Annotated in this window: 13 protein-coding genes; all 13 read right to left on the reverse strand. The window is 38.8% G+C overall.

The features are described from left to right. Window positions 1–124 precede the first annotated feature (124 nt). Window positions 125–1,768, reverse strand: coding sequence for a sodium ion-translocating decarboxylase subunit beta (locus ACUNWD_RS01880; RefSeq protein ID WP_445586061.1), 1,644 nt, complete (start codon window positions 1,766–1,768; stop codon window positions 125–127). A gap of 12 nt (window positions 1,769–1,780) precedes the next feature. Then, entirely contained in the window at window positions 1,781–2,203 is a 423-nt protein-coding gene (locus ACUNWD_RS01885) for an acetyl-CoA carboxylase biotin carboxyl carrier protein (RefSeq protein ID WP_445586062.1), read from the reverse strand. Window positions 2,204–2,230: 27 nt separating this feature from the next. After that, the gene (locus tag ACUNWD_RS01890; protein WP_445586063.1) at window positions 2,231–2,593 is read right to left on the reverse strand and encodes an OadG family protein; all 363 of its coding nucleotides are present in this window, start codon (window positions 2,591–2,593) and stop codon (window positions 2,231–2,233) included. 11 nt (window positions 2,594–2,604) lie between these two features. Next, window positions 2,605–4,164 carry an acyl-CoA carboxylase subunit beta gene (locus ACUNWD_RS01895; RefSeq protein WP_445586064.1) on the reverse strand — a complete coding sequence of 520 codons (1,560 nt, stop codon included), beginning with the start codon at window positions 4,162–4,164 and terminating at the stop codon, window positions 2,605–2,607. A gap of 28 nt (window positions 4,165–4,192) precedes the next feature. Then, window positions 4,193–4,594 carry a methylmalonyl-CoA epimerase gene (gene mce, locus ACUNWD_RS01900; protein ID WP_445586065.1) on the reverse strand — a complete coding sequence of 134 codons (402 nt, stop codon included), beginning with the start codon at window positions 4,592–4,594 and terminating at the stop codon, window positions 4,193–4,195. A gap of 273 nt (window positions 4,595–4,867) precedes the next feature. Further along, on the reverse strand, window positions 4,868–6,184 hold the full coding sequence (locus ACUNWD_RS01905) for an acetyl-CoA hydrolase/transferase family protein (protein WP_445586066.1): 1,317 nt from the start codon (window positions 6,182–6,184) through the stop codon (window positions 4,868–4,870). A 941-nt stretch (window positions 6,185–7,125) separates the two neighbouring features. Next, entirely contained in the window at window positions 7,126–9,753 is a 2,628-nt protein-coding gene (locus tag ACUNWD_RS01910; RefSeq protein WP_445586067.1) for a DUF5916 domain-containing protein, read from the reverse strand. Window positions 9,754–9,906: 153 nt separating this feature from the next. After that, entirely contained in the window at window positions 9,907–11,229 is a 1,323-nt protein-coding gene (locus tag ACUNWD_RS01915) for a citrate (Si)-synthase (protein WP_445586068.1), read from the reverse strand. A 40-nt stretch (window positions 11,230–11,269) separates the two neighbouring features. Then, window positions 11,270–12,535, reverse strand: coding sequence for an NADP-dependent isocitrate dehydrogenase (icd, locus tag ACUNWD_RS01920; RefSeq protein WP_445586069.1), 1,266 nt, complete (start codon window positions 12,533–12,535; stop codon window positions 11,270–11,272). Window positions 12,536–12,579: 44 nt separating this feature from the next. Beyond that, on the reverse strand, window positions 12,580–13,806 hold the full coding sequence (locus ACUNWD_RS01925; RefSeq protein ID WP_445586070.1) for an isocitrate dehydrogenase (NADP(+)): 1,227 nt from the start codon (window positions 13,804–13,806) through the stop codon (window positions 12,580–12,582). A gap of 24 nt (window positions 13,807–13,830) precedes the next feature. Further along, window positions 13,831–16,092, reverse strand: coding sequence for an aconitate hydratase (locus ACUNWD_RS01930; protein ID WP_445586071.1), 2,262 nt, complete (start codon window positions 16,090–16,092; stop codon window positions 13,831–13,833). Between the two features lie 249 nt (window positions 16,093–16,341). Continuing rightward, window positions 16,342–16,923 carry an LOG family protein gene (locus ACUNWD_RS01935; protein ID WP_445586072.1) on the reverse strand — a complete coding sequence of 194 codons (582 nt, stop codon included), beginning with the start codon at window positions 16,921–16,923 and terminating at the stop codon, window positions 16,342–16,344. Between the two features lie 101 nt (window positions 16,924–17,024). After that, entirely contained in the window at window positions 17,025–18,995 is a 1,971-nt protein-coding gene (gyrB, locus tag ACUNWD_RS01940) for a DNA topoisomerase (ATP-hydrolyzing) subunit B (RefSeq protein ID WP_445586073.1), read from the reverse strand. Window positions 18,996–19,067 lie beyond the last annotated feature (72 nt).

Raw genomic sequence — 19,067 nt, forward strand, 5'->3', positions numbered from 1 at the left:
TTTGGTTTAAATACTAGGTGATACAAGTATACAAAAATTTATGCAGGTAATATTGAAGCTATCAAAATAAAAAAGGCTGTCTGAAATGAATCAAACAGCCTTTTTGTAAAATTTTTATCTATTCTTACATTAAGAAGCTTAATAAGATACCAGCACCAATTGCTGAACCAATAACACCAGAAACGTTTGGTGCCATCGCATGCATAAGTAAGTGGTTTGTTGGATCCTCTTTTAATCCCATGGTTTGTACAACACGAGCACTATCTGGAACGGCAGAAACACCTGCAGCACCAATCATCGGATTAATTTTATTTTCTTTTTTGAAGAACAAGTTCATGATCTTGGCACTAATTACACCACCGGCAGTTGCAATTACAAACGATAATGCTCCTAACAAGAAAATCTTAATTGAAGATGGTGTCAGGAATACATCAGCCTGCGTTGAAGCACCAACAGTAATACCAAGTAGAATGGTGATAACATTGATTAATGCAAAGTTTGCAGTATCAGCCAAACGTTTTGTAACAGTAGATTCTTTTAACAAGTTTCCAAAGAACAACATTCCTAAAAGAGGAAGGGCTGAGGGAGCAATGTATGCGGTTAATATCAAACCTACAATTGGGAACAAGATTTTTTCCAGTTTAGAAACCGCTCTTGGAGGTTTCATTCTGATTAATCGTTCTCTTTTTGAAGTTAATAGTTTAATAACCGGAGGCTGAATAACCGGAACGAGCGCCATATAAGAATATGCAGCAATTGCAATTGGTCCAATCAGGTTTTTCACCGTCTCACCATTTGCCATCACGTTTAGTCCATTGGCTAGTTTTGATGAAATGAAGATCGCAGTAGGACCATCAGCTCCACCGATAATACCAATTGCACCAGCTTCTGGTGGGGCAAATCCCATCCAAAGAGCTCCTAAGAATGTTAGGAAAATACCAATTTGAGCAGCAGCTCCAAGAAGCATTAATTTCGGATTTGAAATTAATGAGGAGAAGTCTGTCATAGCACCAATTCCAAGGAAAATCAATGGTGGATACCATCCCTGAACAACCCCTTGGTAGAGGATATTCATTACAGAGCCAGGCTCATAGATTCCAAGCTTTAAGTTGAAATCTACCGCTTGAAACATTGGAATGTTTCCAATTAAAATCCCGAACCCAATTGGTACAAGCAATAATGGTTCAAAGTCATATTTAATAGCCAGAAAGATGAAGATAAATCCAATGAACATCATCAGGATATGTTTCCATGAAACATTGGCAAATCCTGAAAATTCATAGAAGTTAAACAAACCAGACACAGCTCCTGAATAGTTCTTGTATTCATATCCATCACCTGATAGTTTGCCATCTTTCAAATGGAGTTCGCGATTTCCCAGATTCAACACTTCGTCTGAAGTGACGTAATCGTTGGATTGGCTGTTTGGATCCGTTTTCTTGAACAGGTGAGTCACCGTTTTAGGGAAAAAGGTTAATTTTATTTTCCCATTTTCAACTGCCCACTTACCTGTATAGCGTTGTTTTAACGAATCCATGGTGAAATGGTAATCTTCATTGAAAGAAATTGTTTTGTAGCGTTTTGCTGTTTCAAAATCTTCCTTTTTATCTACTTCTGGATTGAAAGTAGGCGAAGAAATGTAGCCATCACTCCGGTTGATCCATTTCCCTTCGGTTAAAGTTTCTGCCAGATTGCTGGTATCATCTGCCCTCGAAAATGCAGGGAGAATCATTAGCAATGCGGCTAACAGTATAAATAGTTTTTTCATTACCAGCAGTTTTTAGCTAATTTCAATTAATACATCATCTTGCAAAACAGCATCCCCTTCTTTCACTTTGATAGCTGAAACTTGGCCGGCTTTTTCTGCAAGTACCTGGTTTTCCATTTTCATGGCCTCCATCACTAATAGATTTTGACCTTCTTTTACTTCGTCACCAACGGCAACATTAATTTTCAAAATGGTTCCAGGAAGTGGTGCTTTAATAGCTACTCCTGATGATTGACTCTTTTTAATCTGACCTTCTCCAGGCTGCTGAACGACTGGTTTGCGAACAAGTTTTGGGGTTTTAGATGCCTTGATTTCTCGTTTTACTTCAACCTCGTATTTTGTTCCATTTACTTCAATTGTGGCAATATTTTCTTCGATATCCTGAAGGTGAACATCATATTCATCGCCGCTTATAGTGAATTTAAACTTTTTCATTTTTTAATAAATTATGCAATAAAGCTGTTAACGCGGCCAATTGTTGGTCACACTATAAATTTTTGAACTCCAGGGAGAGTATGCTTTGCGTACTTTCTTGATGGTTACAATATTACTTTCCTCATCATGTTGTTCATCGAAGTATAAGTATAGAGCCATACTAATAGCTGCTGTTACATTTCCTTCGATTACACACTCATTTTCATCTTTGCAATGGGAATCTTTTTTGCGTGGTTCTTTCTTCTTTTTGAATTTTATGTTGATCAGCTTGGGAAGTCTTAAAAAAACTATCACCAAGATTGTCAATGCAACAAATACAATGAAGAAGCCAACCAACGCAACCGTCCATCCGAAATCCATTGTCGAAGTTAATATGATTAAATTACTCATAGTTTATTCGATTATAATGGAATGTTTGAATGTTTTTTAGGTGGATTAACCAGCTTTTTAGTTGCTAAACTTTGTAATCCACGAATAATGCGAATTCGTGTATTCCTTGGCTCAATCACATCATCAATATATCCGTAAGCTGCTGCTTGGTATGGATTCGCAAATTTCTCTTTGTATTCCGCTTCGTGTTCAGCAACAAACTTCGCACGCTCTTCAGGATCTTCAATTGTGCTAAGTTTGCGACCTTCCAAAACTTCAACCGCACCAGCGGCACCCATCACAGCGATCTCAGCACTTGGCCATGCGTAATTTAAGTCTCCACGAAGTTGCTTACAAGACATTACATCGTGCGCACCACCGTATGATTTACGAAGTGTAATCGTGATTTTTGGCACAGTAGCTTCACCGTATGCAAACATTAATTTTGCTCCATGAGTAATGATACCACCGTACTCTTGTCCACTTCCTGGTAAGAATCCTGGAACATCGACTAAAGTGATAATTGGGATATTAAAGCAGTCAAGGAAACGCACAAAGCGTGCAGCTTTACGACTCGCTTCGATATCAAGAACACCGGCCAGATAATTTGGCTGGTTAGCAACAATACCAACTGGTTGACCGTCGAATTTAGCAAAACCAACAACAATGTTTTTTGCATAATTCCTGTGAACTTCAAGGAATTCACCATAATCAACCAACGAGTGAATGACGTCTTTTACATCATAAGGCTGGTTTGGATTGTCTGGAATGATCTCGTTTAAGTTGTCTTCCAAACGATCAATTGGATCAGAGCAGTCAGTAATTGGAGCATCTTCCAAATTATTTTGAGGAAGGTAACTCAATAACTTACGAATTATTAAAACACCTTCTTGTTCGTTTTCTGCAAGGAAGTGAGCAACACCAGACTTGCTGGCATGAACTTTACCGCCTCCCAAATCTTCAGTTGTAATATTTTCGCCAGTTACGGTTTTTACAACTTTTGGACCTGTGACAAACATGTAGGAATTTTCTTCAGTCATCATGATGAAGTCCGTTAGGGCAGGGGAGTATACTGCTCCACCAGCGCAAGGACCAAAGATTGCTGAAATTTGAGGAATTACTCCAGAAGCCAAAATGTTACGCTCGAAAATTTCAGCGTATCCGGCTAAACTGGTAACTCCTTCCTGAATTCGTGCACCACCACTATCATTGATTCCGATTAATGGAGCACCTACTTTCATAGCCATGTCCATTACTTTGCAGATTTTCATCGCGAAAGTCTCTGAAAGAGAACCTCCGAAAATGGTGAAATCCTGAGCAAAGACATATACAACGCGACCATCAATAGTACCGTGACCAGTTACAACTCCATCTCCGAGGAACTTGTTTTTTTCCATTCCGAAGTTGGTGCAACGATGCGTTACAAACATATCGAATTCTTCAAAACTACCTTCGTCAAGTAGCATTTCAATTCGCTCCCGTGCAGTAAATTTTCCTTTTGCGTGTTGAGAGTCAATTCTTTTGATCCCACCGCCTAATTTGGCCTCTGCACGTAAGTCAATTAGTTTCTTGATTTTATCTTGATTACTCATTTGATGTGTAAAAAAATGTTTTCAGGTTTTATTCAGCACAAAATTCGGTTAATACTCCAAGGGTTGATTTTGGATGAAGGAACCCGATGTTCATGCCTTCTGCTCCTTTTCTGGCTGTTTTGTCAATTAGTTTCACGCCACTTTCTTCTGCTTCGCTTAACGCCTGGTTGACATCCTTAACGGCAAAAGCAAGGTGATGGATTCCCTGACCTTTTTTTTCAATGAATTTACCAATTGGTCCTTCTGGATCAGTTGATTCCAATAATTCAATTTTTGTGTCTCCAACTTTAAAGAAAGCTGTCTTTACTTTTTGATCAGCTACTTCTTCGATGGCATAACACTTCATTCCTAATACTTTTTCGTAGTAAGGGATAGCCTCATCAAGACTATTTACTGCAATTCCAATGTGTTCAATATGTGATACTTCCATTTTTTGGTTGTTGTTAAATATAGTTGATATATATAGTTCTCTGTTTTGAATGTGCAAATGTATCGATTGATAAAATCTTTTTAAACAAATGGCTCAAAAATTCGAAAATTTCTGCAAGTTTTTCTTCTGTGAAAAATAAATAATGAACAAAAGTAATTTATTAAAGAGATACTACTTGCGGCTGTTTGTGAGCTATTTAAATAGTTTAGAATTATTTAATATCGATAACTTACACGTATTAAAAAAGGCAGGGAACCCCCTGCCTTGATTTTATTAAGCTTGAACCTGTTCACTTACATAGTGAAAATGGGGACCGAACCGTTCAAAGGCGGCTTTGTCTAATTCTTCTCTATGTTCGGGGTGAGCAATAGATATTAAAAGACGTGCGCGTTCTTGCAGTGTTTTTCCATAAAGGTTAACTGCACCGTATTCAGTCACTACCCAGTGCATGTTTGCACGAGTACTTACAACACCTGATCCAGGTATTAATATAGGAGATATTTTAGAAACTCCTTTAGCAGTTACTGATGGTAATGCAATAATTGGTTTTCCTCCTTTCGAATGACCAGCTCCACGGATAAAGTCAATTTGACCACCTACACCTGAATAATGTTTGATTCCAATTGAATCTGCACAAACTTGTCCGGTAAGGTCAACTGCCAATGCAGAATTGATAGCCGTTACTTTGTCATTTTGACGAATGATATGAACGTTGTTTGTATGTGCTACATCCATCATGGCAACACGTGCGTTGTCATCAATAAAATCATAAAGTTCTTTTGATCCCATCAGGAATGATGCAACCATTTTGCCTTTGTCTGTTTTTTTGTGTTTCCCGGTAACAACTCCTTTTTCAACTAAAGGAAGGATACCATCAGCGAACATTTCAGTATGTACACCAAGATCTTTGTGGTTACCAAGTTGGGCTAATACTGCATTTGGAATTCCTCCAATACCCATTTGCAAACAAGCACCATCTTCAACCAATTCTGCTACATTTTTACCAATAGCAATATCTATATCAGTTAACGGTGCCATGTCATGAGCATATAGCTGAATATCGTCTTCTACAAATAAATCAATCTCATCAATATGAACCATTGCATCACCCCAAGCACGTGGTACATTTGGATTGACTGCTGCGATTACAACATCTGCACATTCAATAGCAGCCAATGTTGCATCCACAGAAGTTCCAAGTGACACATAGCCATGTTTGTCTGGAGTTGAACACATGATCATTGCCACGTTTACCTTTAAATAACCTTCACGAATTAGTTTTTGCGTTTCACTCAGGAAAACAGGAATATAATCCGCATAACCTGCTTGAGTCTGCTTGCGAAGGTTTCCACCAACGAAGAATTGTTCAGAAACGAAGATTCCTTCGAATTCAGGATTGGCGTATTCTACGGTTCCTTCAACATGGATGTGCTGAATTTTAACATCGAAAATTTCTTTGTTACGTCCTCTCTCAACCATTGGTTTTATTAGCGTGTGTGGAGTAACAGCCACACTACTAAGATGAACACGGTCGCCGGATTTTATAACTTTAACTGCTTCTTCGGGAGTAATGTATTTGATTTGTTTCATAATTGAAAATTAGAATAGATTGCGCTCTGAAATTTGCGGCAAATATAGAAATTAATCTTTCTTTGAATGTAACCTAAAAGTTATTTAAAAGGGGTCTAAGGAATAAGCCCTTTTTGTAAAATTAATGTTAACTGTAAACAGATCAATTACAGATTTTTGATTTTTGAAGCAAGATCCATGAAAGCGAACAGAAGGCAATTGAATTCATTAAAAAACAACAATGGGAACCACTCGGTCTGAATAGCTCCCATTCACTTCCAACAACCGAAGTTGTTTTCCATGTCAGGCTACTGTTATTTTGACTGGCTATTTTTCTGAATCGAAATTCGTACTCAATGCCCTGTTCCTTTTCAAACGGCCTTTTACAACTGTTTTTCAAGGATGTCTTTTCAGTTTTCCTTGCGGTTAACTTTCCAAGACGGAGTTTTTGACAACGGTTGGGATAGGTAGGTCTTACGATTTCGCTATTCCCAGTTTGATAGTCTGAAGCCGAAACTTATTCCATCAAACCTTCTTTCCGGAATGGAATTCCTTCGTGGAAGTAATTGTCAATCTTAAAACTACTTTTCATTTTCATGAATTTCATTTTAATCAAGCTTTAAAAGAACGGGTCTTTTGTGGCTTAAACTTCGGCTCCTTTGTTCGTGCAAACCCGAAGGTTTGATTGATTTGATCTGTGTTCAGCTAAGAACCTTTTTCGCCTCCACGTCTCCGGAGCAGTCTTTTATCGCTCACCTGATACAATCAAAAGTACTAAAGATTAGTTACTTGAGTCAAGTGTTTTTTGGGTTTTAAATTAACGATGAATTCACCGGAGAAATTAACAATTGTTGGTAACCCACAGAATATCAGTATTTGTAGGTTCTAAAGAAGACTTTTGTGTCTTTTAAAGATGGAGTTGCTAACAATTTTTTGTTCTGCATGATGAGAGATCACGAAAATTACCTTCCAAATCGGTAGGATAATTTCAAGAGAAAAACGTTATAAGGTTTCGTGTCAAACAATTCGTCAAGGTTATTTTTAAGGTTGAAATTTCCTGAGGAATCATCCTGATTTCTATTTTGAGACCAAACCAGGAATAAGGTTGATCCAGGGAGATACTCCCAGCGAACGACCATATTGGATAAAAATTCCTTCACGTTAAAATTTGGGTTTTCGATTGTGTACAGTTCTTCAGCACCGCTTTTGAAAATTGAGTATAAATCGTTGGAACTATTGAATTGTATTTCCTCGTTTGTAAAGGTATGGAATCGATCTGTGTAGTCGTTGGCTCTGCTATTTGTAATTTTTTTGAGCGAATTATATTTGCCTGAAGCAATAAAGGGTTGTCCCCAGTATTGGATGCTAAGGTCAGGAGTGATGTTGTAGTTTAACCGGATTGACATGCTTAGAGTCTTCTGGTCGATGGTTCCGAAGATATAGTCTGTCGTTGAGTTGTGTTCAAACTGATCAATGTATTGTAACTCCTTTTTGTTGATACTGTATTCTGGCGAAATTGTGATTTTTAAGTTCTTGGTAGGTAAATATTTGAATCCAACACTGTAGTTTTCATGTTTCCAGTTGTTTTTCTCGTTTCCCCTTAAAATGTTAAAATGAGAATCGAATGATAATTTCTTTTGTTCATTGGTTCCTATATATGCCCATATATTTTTATATCCAGGTGTTAAAAGTGCAGGACCACCTCTAAGCTCTGTGGTTTCCAAGCTTTCTCCATTAATGTTTCCACCCATGCTTAAATACCAGTAATTCTTAAATTGCATATGCATATTAATATTTCCGCCGGGCCCCGTTTGCTCACCATCGAAATTCCAGTTTAACCATTGATTGAAATTAATACTGTAATTTCTGAAAATTGAAAATGGCTCGTAGATTCGGTAACCAATCCAAACTACTTCCATGATATTATCAGCTTGTCTCATAAAACCAATATCATTTAACTCAAGCTCGGGAGATTTCCAAGCTGTAGCAAGCATGAACTTAAATTTTCCTCCAAATTTTCCGAGTACACATTTTCCTCCCTGTCCGGTTAAACTGGTTCTGGTTGTATCAAGACTAACATGATTTGCATCAGGACGCTGAAAGTTGTGTGTCCATGATTTTTGAGTTTCAGTGATTGCTTCCTCACTTCCCTGAACATGGCTAAAATATGAGCTTAGGCTGACTTCCCAAATTTTATTTTTCCACTTATGCACAACGTCAAAGCCTCCTGTATATGCAGCAGTGTGTAAGAAATCGAGATGGTCGTCGTTTATTTTTCGATTTACAGCAGTAAACATTCCGCCAATAACCGTATTGCCTTCATCGAAATCTTTCTGCATGCGACCTACCATGTAGTTTGTAAGTGGTTCAACTTTCTCTTCATAAGCAATTCCGTTACTGATATTGGCAAATTCTTCTGTTGTAACACTTTCCAGGAATCCAACAGATAAACCATTTTTAGTTTTTCCAGTAATCTTGGCTGCTCCAGCAATGCTTGTAAATTCAGGGATTTCCATATAGTGAGAATCATCAATATCGGGAGTGTGATGTGGGCGACGACCAATTCTTCTGGAATAAAAGAGATTTTCATCAGCAAGGTCGCCGTCTCCAAACATTAGTGGAAAATTCAGAATATTTTTACCCTCAATGAAGAAGGGTCTTTTTTCTTCAAAAAAAGTTTCAAAGGTTGTTAGATTTACTTCAGATGGGTCAGCTTCAATTTGCCCAAAATCCGGATTAACTGTGAAATCCATTGTCAGGTTGTTTGTGAGACCGATTTTTCCATCTAGTCCAACATTTAGCTTGCTATCTTTACCTGTTGCAGTAAATGGATTACTGGCATCTTTTTCAAATCGATCAGTTCTTGCTACAATATAAGGCATTATTGCAAGGACTTTTTGTGGTTTGATATTTTTCAATCCAGTTAATTCACCGTAAAGAGAAACCCATCCGGATTGCTTTTTAGATACTTGCTGCCACAGACTCAATTCATCTTTTCTGAACACGTATCTGCCAACTTGTAGTCCCCATGTGTAGTCGTCTGATTCTTCAAATCGGAGTTGAGTTAGCGGAATTTTCATTTCTGCATACCAACCTTTTTCATCATTGCTGGTTTTTACCCACCAGATTGGATCCCAGGTTTTATCTTCCCGTTCTCCATCGTTGCTTACAATAAACTCAGATTTGATTCCAGCTGCACTAACCAAAAAGCTAAAAGCAGTGCGCTTGTCATGGTAGGAGTCAAATTGAATGGCAACAAAATCTCCATCCATCGCATCTCTTCTTGTCATTCTTTGAACAATGCTGTCCGGACTTGAATCGTAAGCTATAAATGCTACATATATATAGTTTTGATCGTAGAGGATAGCAAATTCTGTTTTTTGACTTGGGGCGATTCCTTCGTAAGGTTCAAATTGTATAAAATCGTTGAGCCAACTCGCTTTTGCCCATGCAATCTCGTTTGGATTACCATCTATAGTAATTTCATCGTCTCCTAGATATTTAGTGGTATACTTTTTTAATGGGAAATTCTGGGCACTGCAATTCAGTATCAGGATACTAAGTAGAATGAGTGAGCTTAGAGTTTTCATTGGTTCGGGTTCTAGCTATATATTCTTAAAAGACTACTGAAAAGCAGATTTGTTACATTAATTACGTATAAAAGTTAATTTCATAGGGAAATAAAGGACATGAAAAAAGCTCTCAATTGAGAGCTTTAAATATAATAATGTCAATTTTGTGTTTTAACAACCTTCAGTAGTGGTGTCATTTACTTTCTCTTTGTACCACTTTAATGGGTAAGAAGACGGACGCTCAATAGGAAGCCCATATAATCTATCCATTGTTAAGGAAGCAAGTACGCCGAGAGCTCTGGATACACCAAATAAAACAGTGTAGAATGTGTGCTCTTTCAGTCCGTAGTGATACAATAATGAACCAGAATAGGCATCAACATTTGGCCAAGGATTCTTCACTTTACCTGTGGCTTCCAAAATTGGAGGAACAACTCTGTGAAGAGTATTTACAATATTGATTAGTGGATCATCTTTGATGTATTTTTTAGCAAACTCTTGTTGTGCTGTAAAGCGTGGATCTGTTTGACGGAGAACTGCATGTCCATATCCAGGAATGACCCTTCCTTCTTTCAGTGTTTTTTCTGAATAAGCAACAATTTGTTCTTCAGTTGGATTCTCAGTATCGAGTTCCTGTATCATTTCGAAGATCCAGTTAATTACTTCCTGGTTTGCGTATCCATGCAATGGTCCAGCTAATCCGAGCATTCCGGCAGCATAAGCATAATATGGATTACTCAAGGCAGATCCCACCAAGTGAGTAGCATGAGCAGAAACATTACCTCCTTCATGATCAGCGTGAATTACCATATAAAGGCGCAGTAATCGTTTTACTTCTTCAGTGTTGTGTCCCATCATGTGGGCCAGGTTTCCCGCCCAGTCCAGTCTTGGATCCGGTTCAATGTGATCATCATTGAAAAAGTTACGACGATAGATATATGCTGCAATTCTTGGTAGCCTTGCAATCAAGTTCATTACATCTTCATAAGTGGTGTCCCAATAGTGCTTTTTGTGGACTCCAGCGCGATAAGCTTTTTGGAAGATTGAGTCTGTTGCCATGCTCAAAATTGCTGCACTAAATTGAGTCATCGGCCTGGAATTCTTTGGCAGAGAGTCAATAACATCAAATACGTGCTGTGGCACATAAGCTCTTGTTGCCCAGTCTTTACTGATGTTTAGGACATCGTCTCTATCTGGAATTTCACCAACCAGCATGAGGTAAAACAGGCCTTCCGGAAGAGGTTCCCCATCCGGATGCAATCGCGGTAACCTTTCTCTAATTTCAGGGATTGTGTATCCTCGAAAACGGATTCCTGTTGTTGGGTCCAGTTTAGAGGTATCGGTAATTAAGCTTGGTACGCCTTTCATACCAGTCATTACCTGGCCTAATGTAACCTCAGCGATAACTTTATCAGAATGGTCTTGCTTCAACCGTTGATATTCGGATGTGCATTTACTGGCCTTTTGATAAAATCGGTTCTTAATGTATTCCATCGTTTTATTATTTTAGTTATTATTTTTTTCTGCTATTAAGTTAATGAATATTTTTGATAATTTCATCAGTAAACTCAGTGGTAGAGACCAGGCTTGCACCTTCCATCATTGCATGCAGATCAGAGGTCACTCTTCGTTTTGCAAAAGTGTGCTCCATTGCATCAAGAATATGTTCAGCAGCTTCATTCCATCCTAAGTATTCAAGCATCATAACGCCTGAAAGGATTAAAGAACTTGGATTTGCTTTTCCTGTTCCTGCAATTGTTGGAGCAGTTCCATGCGTAGCTTCAAAAATGGCATACCCACTTTGGTAATTGATGTTTGCTCCGGGAGAAATACCAATACCACCGACCATTGCAGCTAATTGATCCGAGATGTAATCACCATTTAGGTTCATTGTTGCAATTACAGAATGATCATATGGATGCAGTAGGCTATCTTGTAAAAAGGCATCGGTAATTACATCCTTGATGATTACTTTTCCATCTTTTTTAGCTTGATTAAGTGCTTTATCTGCATCAAGTTTTCCTTTGTCTGATTGAATCTTCTCAAGCTGGCGCCAGGTAAAAACCTGATCTTTGAATTCAGTTTCTGCTAAATCATAGCCCCAGTTTTTAAAAGCACCTTCAGTAAACTTCATGATATTTCCCTTGTGAACCAGTGTTACTGATGGCAAACCCCGTTCAATAGCGTATTCTATAGAAGCCTTGATTAATCTTACAGATCCTTCTTTCGATACCGGTTTGATCCCAAAAGAGGTTGTTTCCGGAAAGCGGATTTGCGTAGACCCCATTTCATTAACAAGGAAATCCAGGAATTTTTTAGCGTCTTCATTTCCAGTCATAAACTCAATGCCTGCATAAATATCTTCCGTATTTTCTCTGAAAATATGCATGTCGACTAAAGATGGATAGCGTATAGGGGACGGCACTCCTTTAAACCATCGTATTGGTCGTAGGCAAACGTATAAATCCAATGTTTGTCTTAATGCAACGTTTAATGAGCGAATGCCTCCGCCAACAGGTGTTTGCAATGGCCCTTTTATACCCACAAGGTACTTCTTAAAAGCCTCCAATGTTTCATCTGGCAGATAACTTCCCAATTCTTTGTACGCCTTTTCTCCGGCAGGAACTTCCTTCCAAACTATTTTTTTTAAACTACCGTAAGCTTTTTGCACCGCAGCATCAATGACCTGGTGGCTCGGACCAGAAATATCCCTGCCAATACCATCTCCTTCGATAAAAGGGATGATGGGATTATCAGGGACTTCCAGCTTGCCATTGTGTGTTTGAATAGTGTTCTCCATAAATATATTTTGTTCCAGACTTGGAATTGATCTGTTTCAAAAGTCTAGTTCAGCTTCTTTTGAAGATTTTCATCGATTGCACTTAAGAATTCTTCTGTGGTCAGGTAATGTTCCTCTTTCAAATCTTTTTCGTGAATAATAAGCGCCAAATCCTTAGTCATTTTGCCACTTTCAACAGTTTCGATACAAACTTGTTCGAGCGTTTCTGCAAAATTGATAAGTTCGCTGTTGTTATCAAGTTTTCCACGGAATGCTAAACCTCTGGTCCACGCAAAGATAGATGCAATTGGATTGGTAGAGGTCGGTTTCCCTTGTTGGTGTTGTCTGAAATGGCGGGTAACAGTTCCATGGGCTGCCTCAGCCTCCATTGTCTGACCGTCCGGAGTAATCAATGTTGAAGTCATTAATCCTAAAGAACCAAATCCTTGAGCAACTGTGTCGGATTGAACATCACCATCATAGTTTTTACATGCCCACACAAAACCGCCTTCCCATTTCATTGCTGCTGCAACCATGTCGTCAATCAAGCGGTGTTCATAGGTGATACCAGCAGCTTCAAACTGATCTTTATACTCTTCCTCAAAAACCTTTTGGAAGATGTCTTTAAATCTACCATCGTATTTTTTAAGAATAGTATTTTTTGTTGACATATAAAGTGGCCATTTTTTTGCCAAAGCCTGATTCATACATGCATGTGCAAATCCGGTAATAGATTCGTCGGTATTGTACATGGCCATTGCAATACCATCTCCTTCAAAGTCGTACACATCATAGGTTTGAGGCTCACTTCCGTCTTCTGGTGTAAAAGTGATAGTGAGTTTCCCTTTACCTTTGGTCAGGAAATCCGTTGCTCGGTATTGATCCCCAAAAGCGTGACGACCAATACAGATTGGCTGCTTCCATCCGGGCACCAATCGTGGTATGTTTTTAATTAAAATGGGTTCTCTGAAAACTGTTCCACCTAATATGTTACGGATGGTTCCGTTTGGAGATTTCCACATGTGTTTCAATTGAAATTCCTCAACACGTACTTCGTCAGGAGTGATGGTGGCACATTTAATTCCTACTCCATACTTTTTAATGGCATTGGCAGCGTCAACTGTTATTTGATCGTCAGTTTCATCACGCTTTTCCATGCCCAAATCGTAATACTTAACATTCAGGTTGAGGTAGGGAAAAATAAGTTTCTCTTTGATAAACGACCATATAACCCGGGTCATTTCGTCTCCATCCAGCTCCACCACTGGATTTAATACATCGATTTTTTTCATTTTTCGGGTGTATTTATTGATTAGTTATGAATTTTGTTTTTTAATTAGACTCAAAGCAGATCCCGCTTTGAACCATTCAATTTGTTGCTGATTGTATGTGTGGTTTAACACAATACTATCTTTCGAGCCGTCTGAATGAACAACTTCCAGTGTGAGAGGTTTGCCTGGTGCAAACTCTTTCAAGTCAACAAAGTTGAATGTGTCATCCTCTTGTATCTTATCATAATCACTTTCTGTATTGAATGTCAATCCAAGCATTCCTTGTTTTTTCAAGTTTGTTTCGTGGATACGAGCAAATGATTTTACAATAACGGCTATTACACCAAGGTGACGTGGTTCCATGGCTGCATGTTCACGGGAAGAGCCTTCGCCGTAATTGTGATCTCCAACAACTACTGTCGGAATCTTTTTCTCTTTATATGCACGTTGAACTTTTGGCACTTCATCATATTCACCTGTCAACTGGTTTTTTACTTTGTTAGTTTCTCCATTGAAGGCATTAACTGCACCAATCAGCATGTTGTTGGAAATATTGTCCAAATGACCACGAAAGCGCAACCAGGGACCAGCCATTGAAATGTGGTCTGTGGTACATTTGCCTTCGGCTTTAATCAATAATTTGGCATTTGTAATGTTGTTTCCATCCCACGGTTCGAAACCTGCTAAAAGTTGCAGTCGGTTTGAATCTGGTGATACTTTTACCTCAACATTAGATCCGTCTAAGGCTGGAGCTTGGTAACCAGCATCTTTCACTTCAAATCCATTCGAAGGCAACTCGAATCCAGTAGGAGGATCCAGTTTTACCTGTTCACCTTTTTCATTGGTTAAAGTGTCCGTCAATGGGTTGAACGTTAAATCACCAGCAATGGCTAATGCAGTTACTAATTCTGGAGAGGCAACAAATGCGTGAGTATTAGGATTGCCATCGGCACGTTTGGAAAAGTTTCGGTTAAAAGAGTGAATGATCGTATTCTTTTCACCTTTGTCGGCACCCGGGCGATTCCATTGTCCAATACATGGCCCGCAGGCATTGGCGAATACACTTGCTCCAATCTTATTAAAAGTATCAATAAATCCATCTCGTTCGATGGTGTACCGTACCTGTTCAGAACCCGGCGTTATAGTGAATTCAGATTTCGTTTTTAAGCCTTTTTCTACTGCTTGTTCTGCTAGTGATGCAGCTCTGGAAATATCTTCATAAGATGAGTTTGTACACGATCCGATTAGACCAACTTCAATATTTGTTGGCCAGCCATTTTTCTTCGCTTCTTCCGCCATTTTAGAAACTGGTGTAGCTCGGTCTGGCGTGAATGGTCCATTAATATGTGGCTCTAATTTATTCAGATCAATTTCAATCAGCTGATCAAAATATTTCTCAGGATTTGCATATACCTCATCGTCCGCTGTCAGATGATCCTTTATGCCATTTGCCAAATCAGCCACTTCAGTTCTGCCTGTTGCTCGTAAATAGCGTTCCATGGAATTATCATACCCAAATGTAGAAGTGGTCGCTCCAACTTCTGCACCCATGTTACATATAGTTCCTTTTCCTGTCGCAGAAAGCGATTTTGCACCTTCTCCAAAATATTCAATAATGGCACCAGTTCCACCTTTTACGGTCAGGAGGCCTGCTACTTTTAAAATAATATCTTTAGGGGCTGTCCACCCACTTAGTTTTCCGGTAAGCTTAACGCCAATCAACTTTGGAAATTTTAATTCCCAAGCCATTCCTGCCATGACATCAACTGCATCGGCACCACCAACTCCAATGGCAACCATTCCAAGACCACCAGCATTAACTGTATGAGAATCGGTTCCAATCATCATTCCACCCGGGAAAGCATAATTTTCCAACACTACCTGGTGAATAATCCCAGCTCCTGGCTTCCAAAATCCAATTCCATACTTATTGGATACGGACTCTAAAAAATCAAAAACTTCCTTATTAATATTTAAGGCTTGTTTTAGATCTGCTAATCCCTCAACTTGTGCCTGAATTAGATGGTCACAATGAACGGTGGATGGGACAGCAGTTTTTTCCTTTCCAGAATTCATAAACTGGAGTAAGGCCATCTGAGCAGTCGCATCTTGCATTGCCACACGGTCTGGTGCAAAGTCAACATAATCAACTCCTCTTTTGAATTCCTGAATTTTCTCAGGATCAAACAGATGGGAATAAAGAATTTTCTCGGAAAGAGTTAATGGCTTTTTTAATACCTCTCTGGCTTTGTTTATACGGGGGCCAAAATTCCCGTAGGTTTTTTTAATCAATTCAAGATCAAACATATCAATGGTTTTTTAAACGTGTTTATTTGCTATAGAAGTTTTTTCAACTTCCTTAACAAAAACAGGGGCTAAAGGTTTCCTGTCAAGGCTTTAAGATATTAAAAAAAACACCACACAAACATGTAACTATGTAGATATTTCAACGTGAAGACTTAATTTAGAATAAATAAAAAGAAGACATAAGAGTAATAATGTTGCGATTCTTTAGCGACAGAAAGTAGATAAGTTGAAAGATGATGGGGGGCTTAATTACTTTTCTGGCACTTTATACCATTTATTGACAGGCTGGGGAGGAGTGTAGCTATTCAAATATTCCATTACCTCTTCGCTTGAATTGGCGATATAATATAAATCTCGGTAGCTGGTTTTTGCAAAATTTTCTTCGAATGAGCGTTCGAATTGCTTGAATAGATCATTATAAAAACCATTGCTGTTTAGGAAAACAACAGCTTTGCTATGATAGTCTAATTGTTTTAAAGTAATCACTTCCAGGATTTCTTCCAAGGTTCCAAAGCCACCAGGGAGAGCTACAAATGCATCGGACATTTCTCGCATGATGGCTTTTCTTTCCATCATGTCTTTAGAGACGATTAAATCATCAGCATGTTCCGAGGCCAACTTATGACCGTTTAATTTTTCAGGAATTACTCCGATGGTATTTGCGCCTGCATTTTTAGCTTCTTTAAGTACGGTTTCCATTAATCCAACATTGGCTCCACCATTTATTAACGTGTGTTTTTGGTGACCAATAATTCGGGAAAGCTTAATTGCCTCATCCATATAAACTGAAGCAATAGCGTTGCTGGAAGAAGAAAAAATACAGATTTTCATAATTACATGATTCTGGTTGCTGGATTCCGGATATAAAAGCAAGAATAAAGTATCAATTATAAAAAAGTCATCCTTAATGAAGGATGACTTTTTTATAATTGTTATGCGTCAATATTCGCGTAGACAGCGTGATCTTCAATGAACTTCCGGCGAGGGGGAACTTCGTCTCCCATTAGCATACTGAAAACATGGTCAGCTTCGGCGGCATTCTCAATAGTTACTTGCCTAAGCGTCCTTTCGGAAGGATCCATGGTGGTTTCCCATAGTTGCTGTGCGTTCATCTCACCAAGACCTTTGTATCGTTGAGTATGGACATTGCTTTCTTTGCCATCAGCCCAATCATCAATCAAGCGGAGGCGTTGCTGGTCGTTCCATGCATAAGACTCTCTTTTACCTTTTTTGATTAAGTAGAGTGGAGGAGTAGCAATATACAAATACCCGGATTTAATTAGATCTGGCATGAATCGGAAAAAGAATGTCATAATCAAAGTGGCAATGTGGCTTCCGTCCACATCGGCATCCGTCATGATAATGATTTTGTGATAACGAAGCTTGTCAAGATTAACAGCCTTTGAGTCTTCTTCTGTACCGATTGTTACGCCTAAAGCGGTAAATATATTTCGTATTTCTTCACTTTCGTAAACTTTGTGCTGCATGGCTTTTTCCACATTTAGAATTTTACCACGCAAAGGAAGAATAGCTTGGAATTTACGGTCACGACCTTGTTTTGCCGTACCACCTGCAGAGTCTCCCTCAACCAGATAAACTTCGCAATTTGCTGGGTCTTTATCTGAACAGTCGGCTAATTTTCCTGGAAGTCCACTTCCGGACAATACATTTTTACGTTGAACTAATTCCCTTGCCTTGCGAGCAGCATGTCTGGCAGTAGCAGCAAGAATTACTTTATTTACAATTGCTTTTGCTGCTTTTGGGTTTTCTTCCAAATAGTTTGAAAGCATCTCGCTTACAGCCTGATCTACAGGCAGACTAATTTCGGAGTTACCCAATTTTGTTTTTGTTTGTCCTTCAAATTGTGGTTCCTGTACTTTTACAGAAACAACTGCAGTCAACCCTTCACGGAAATCATCGCCATTGATATCGAATTTCAGCTTGGAAAGCATGCCTGATGTTTCTGCATAGCCTTTCAACGTTCGGGTTAAACCTCTCCTGAAACCAGTTAAGTGAGTACCTCCTTCGATGGTATTGATATTATTCACATAGGAATGAATGTTCTCCGAAAATGAAGTATTGTAATGAAGAGCGATTTCAACTGGTACTCCTGCTTTTTCAGAAGAAATATGAATGGTTTCATCAATCAGCCTTTCCCTGGTTCCATCGAGATACTCAACAAATTCTTTCAATCCTTCTTCCGAAAAGAAGATATCTGATTTATAATTCCCTTCTTCATCCTGAACACGTTTGTCAATTAAACTCAACCGAATACCTGCATTCAAAAATGCCAATTCGCGCAAACGTGCTGCTAATATTTCATATTTATAAGTGGTCGTTAAAAATATAGTGTCATCAGGAGTGAACGTGACAATTGTTCCGGTTCTGTCTGAATCGCCGAGAATTTTAGCTTCATATTGAGGTACTCCTCGATGATACTCCTGCATCCATACTTTACCTTCTCTGTGAACTTCTGCGACTAGTACAGACGACAATGCATTCACACAGGAAACACCAACACCGTGCAATCCACCGGAAACTTTATAACTGTCTTTGTCAAACTTTCCACCAGCATGAAGAACGGTCATAACGACTTCGAGAGCTGATCTGTTCTCTTTGGTATGTTTCTCCGTTGGAATTCCGCGGCCATCATCAGTAACTGATATTGAGTTGTCTTCATTAATAATAACATCAATGTTGTTACAGTAACCAGCCAAAGCTTCATCAATGGAGTTGTCAACTACTTCGTAAACCAGGTGGTGTAATCCTTTTTCATTTACATCACCAATATACATCGCCGGGCGTTTGCGCACGGCTTCCAAACCTTCCAATACCTGAATACTATCTGCTGAATAGTTTCCGTTACCATTTCCATTGGTTGGTTTATTTTCTAATTCGCTCATCTATTGTATGTTTGGTTTGTTCAAAATATAATCCTTTTATGCCTCGGCACAATCAAATAAAAATAAGATAAC

The organism is Sunxiuqinia sp. A32 (assembly GCF_052690465.1).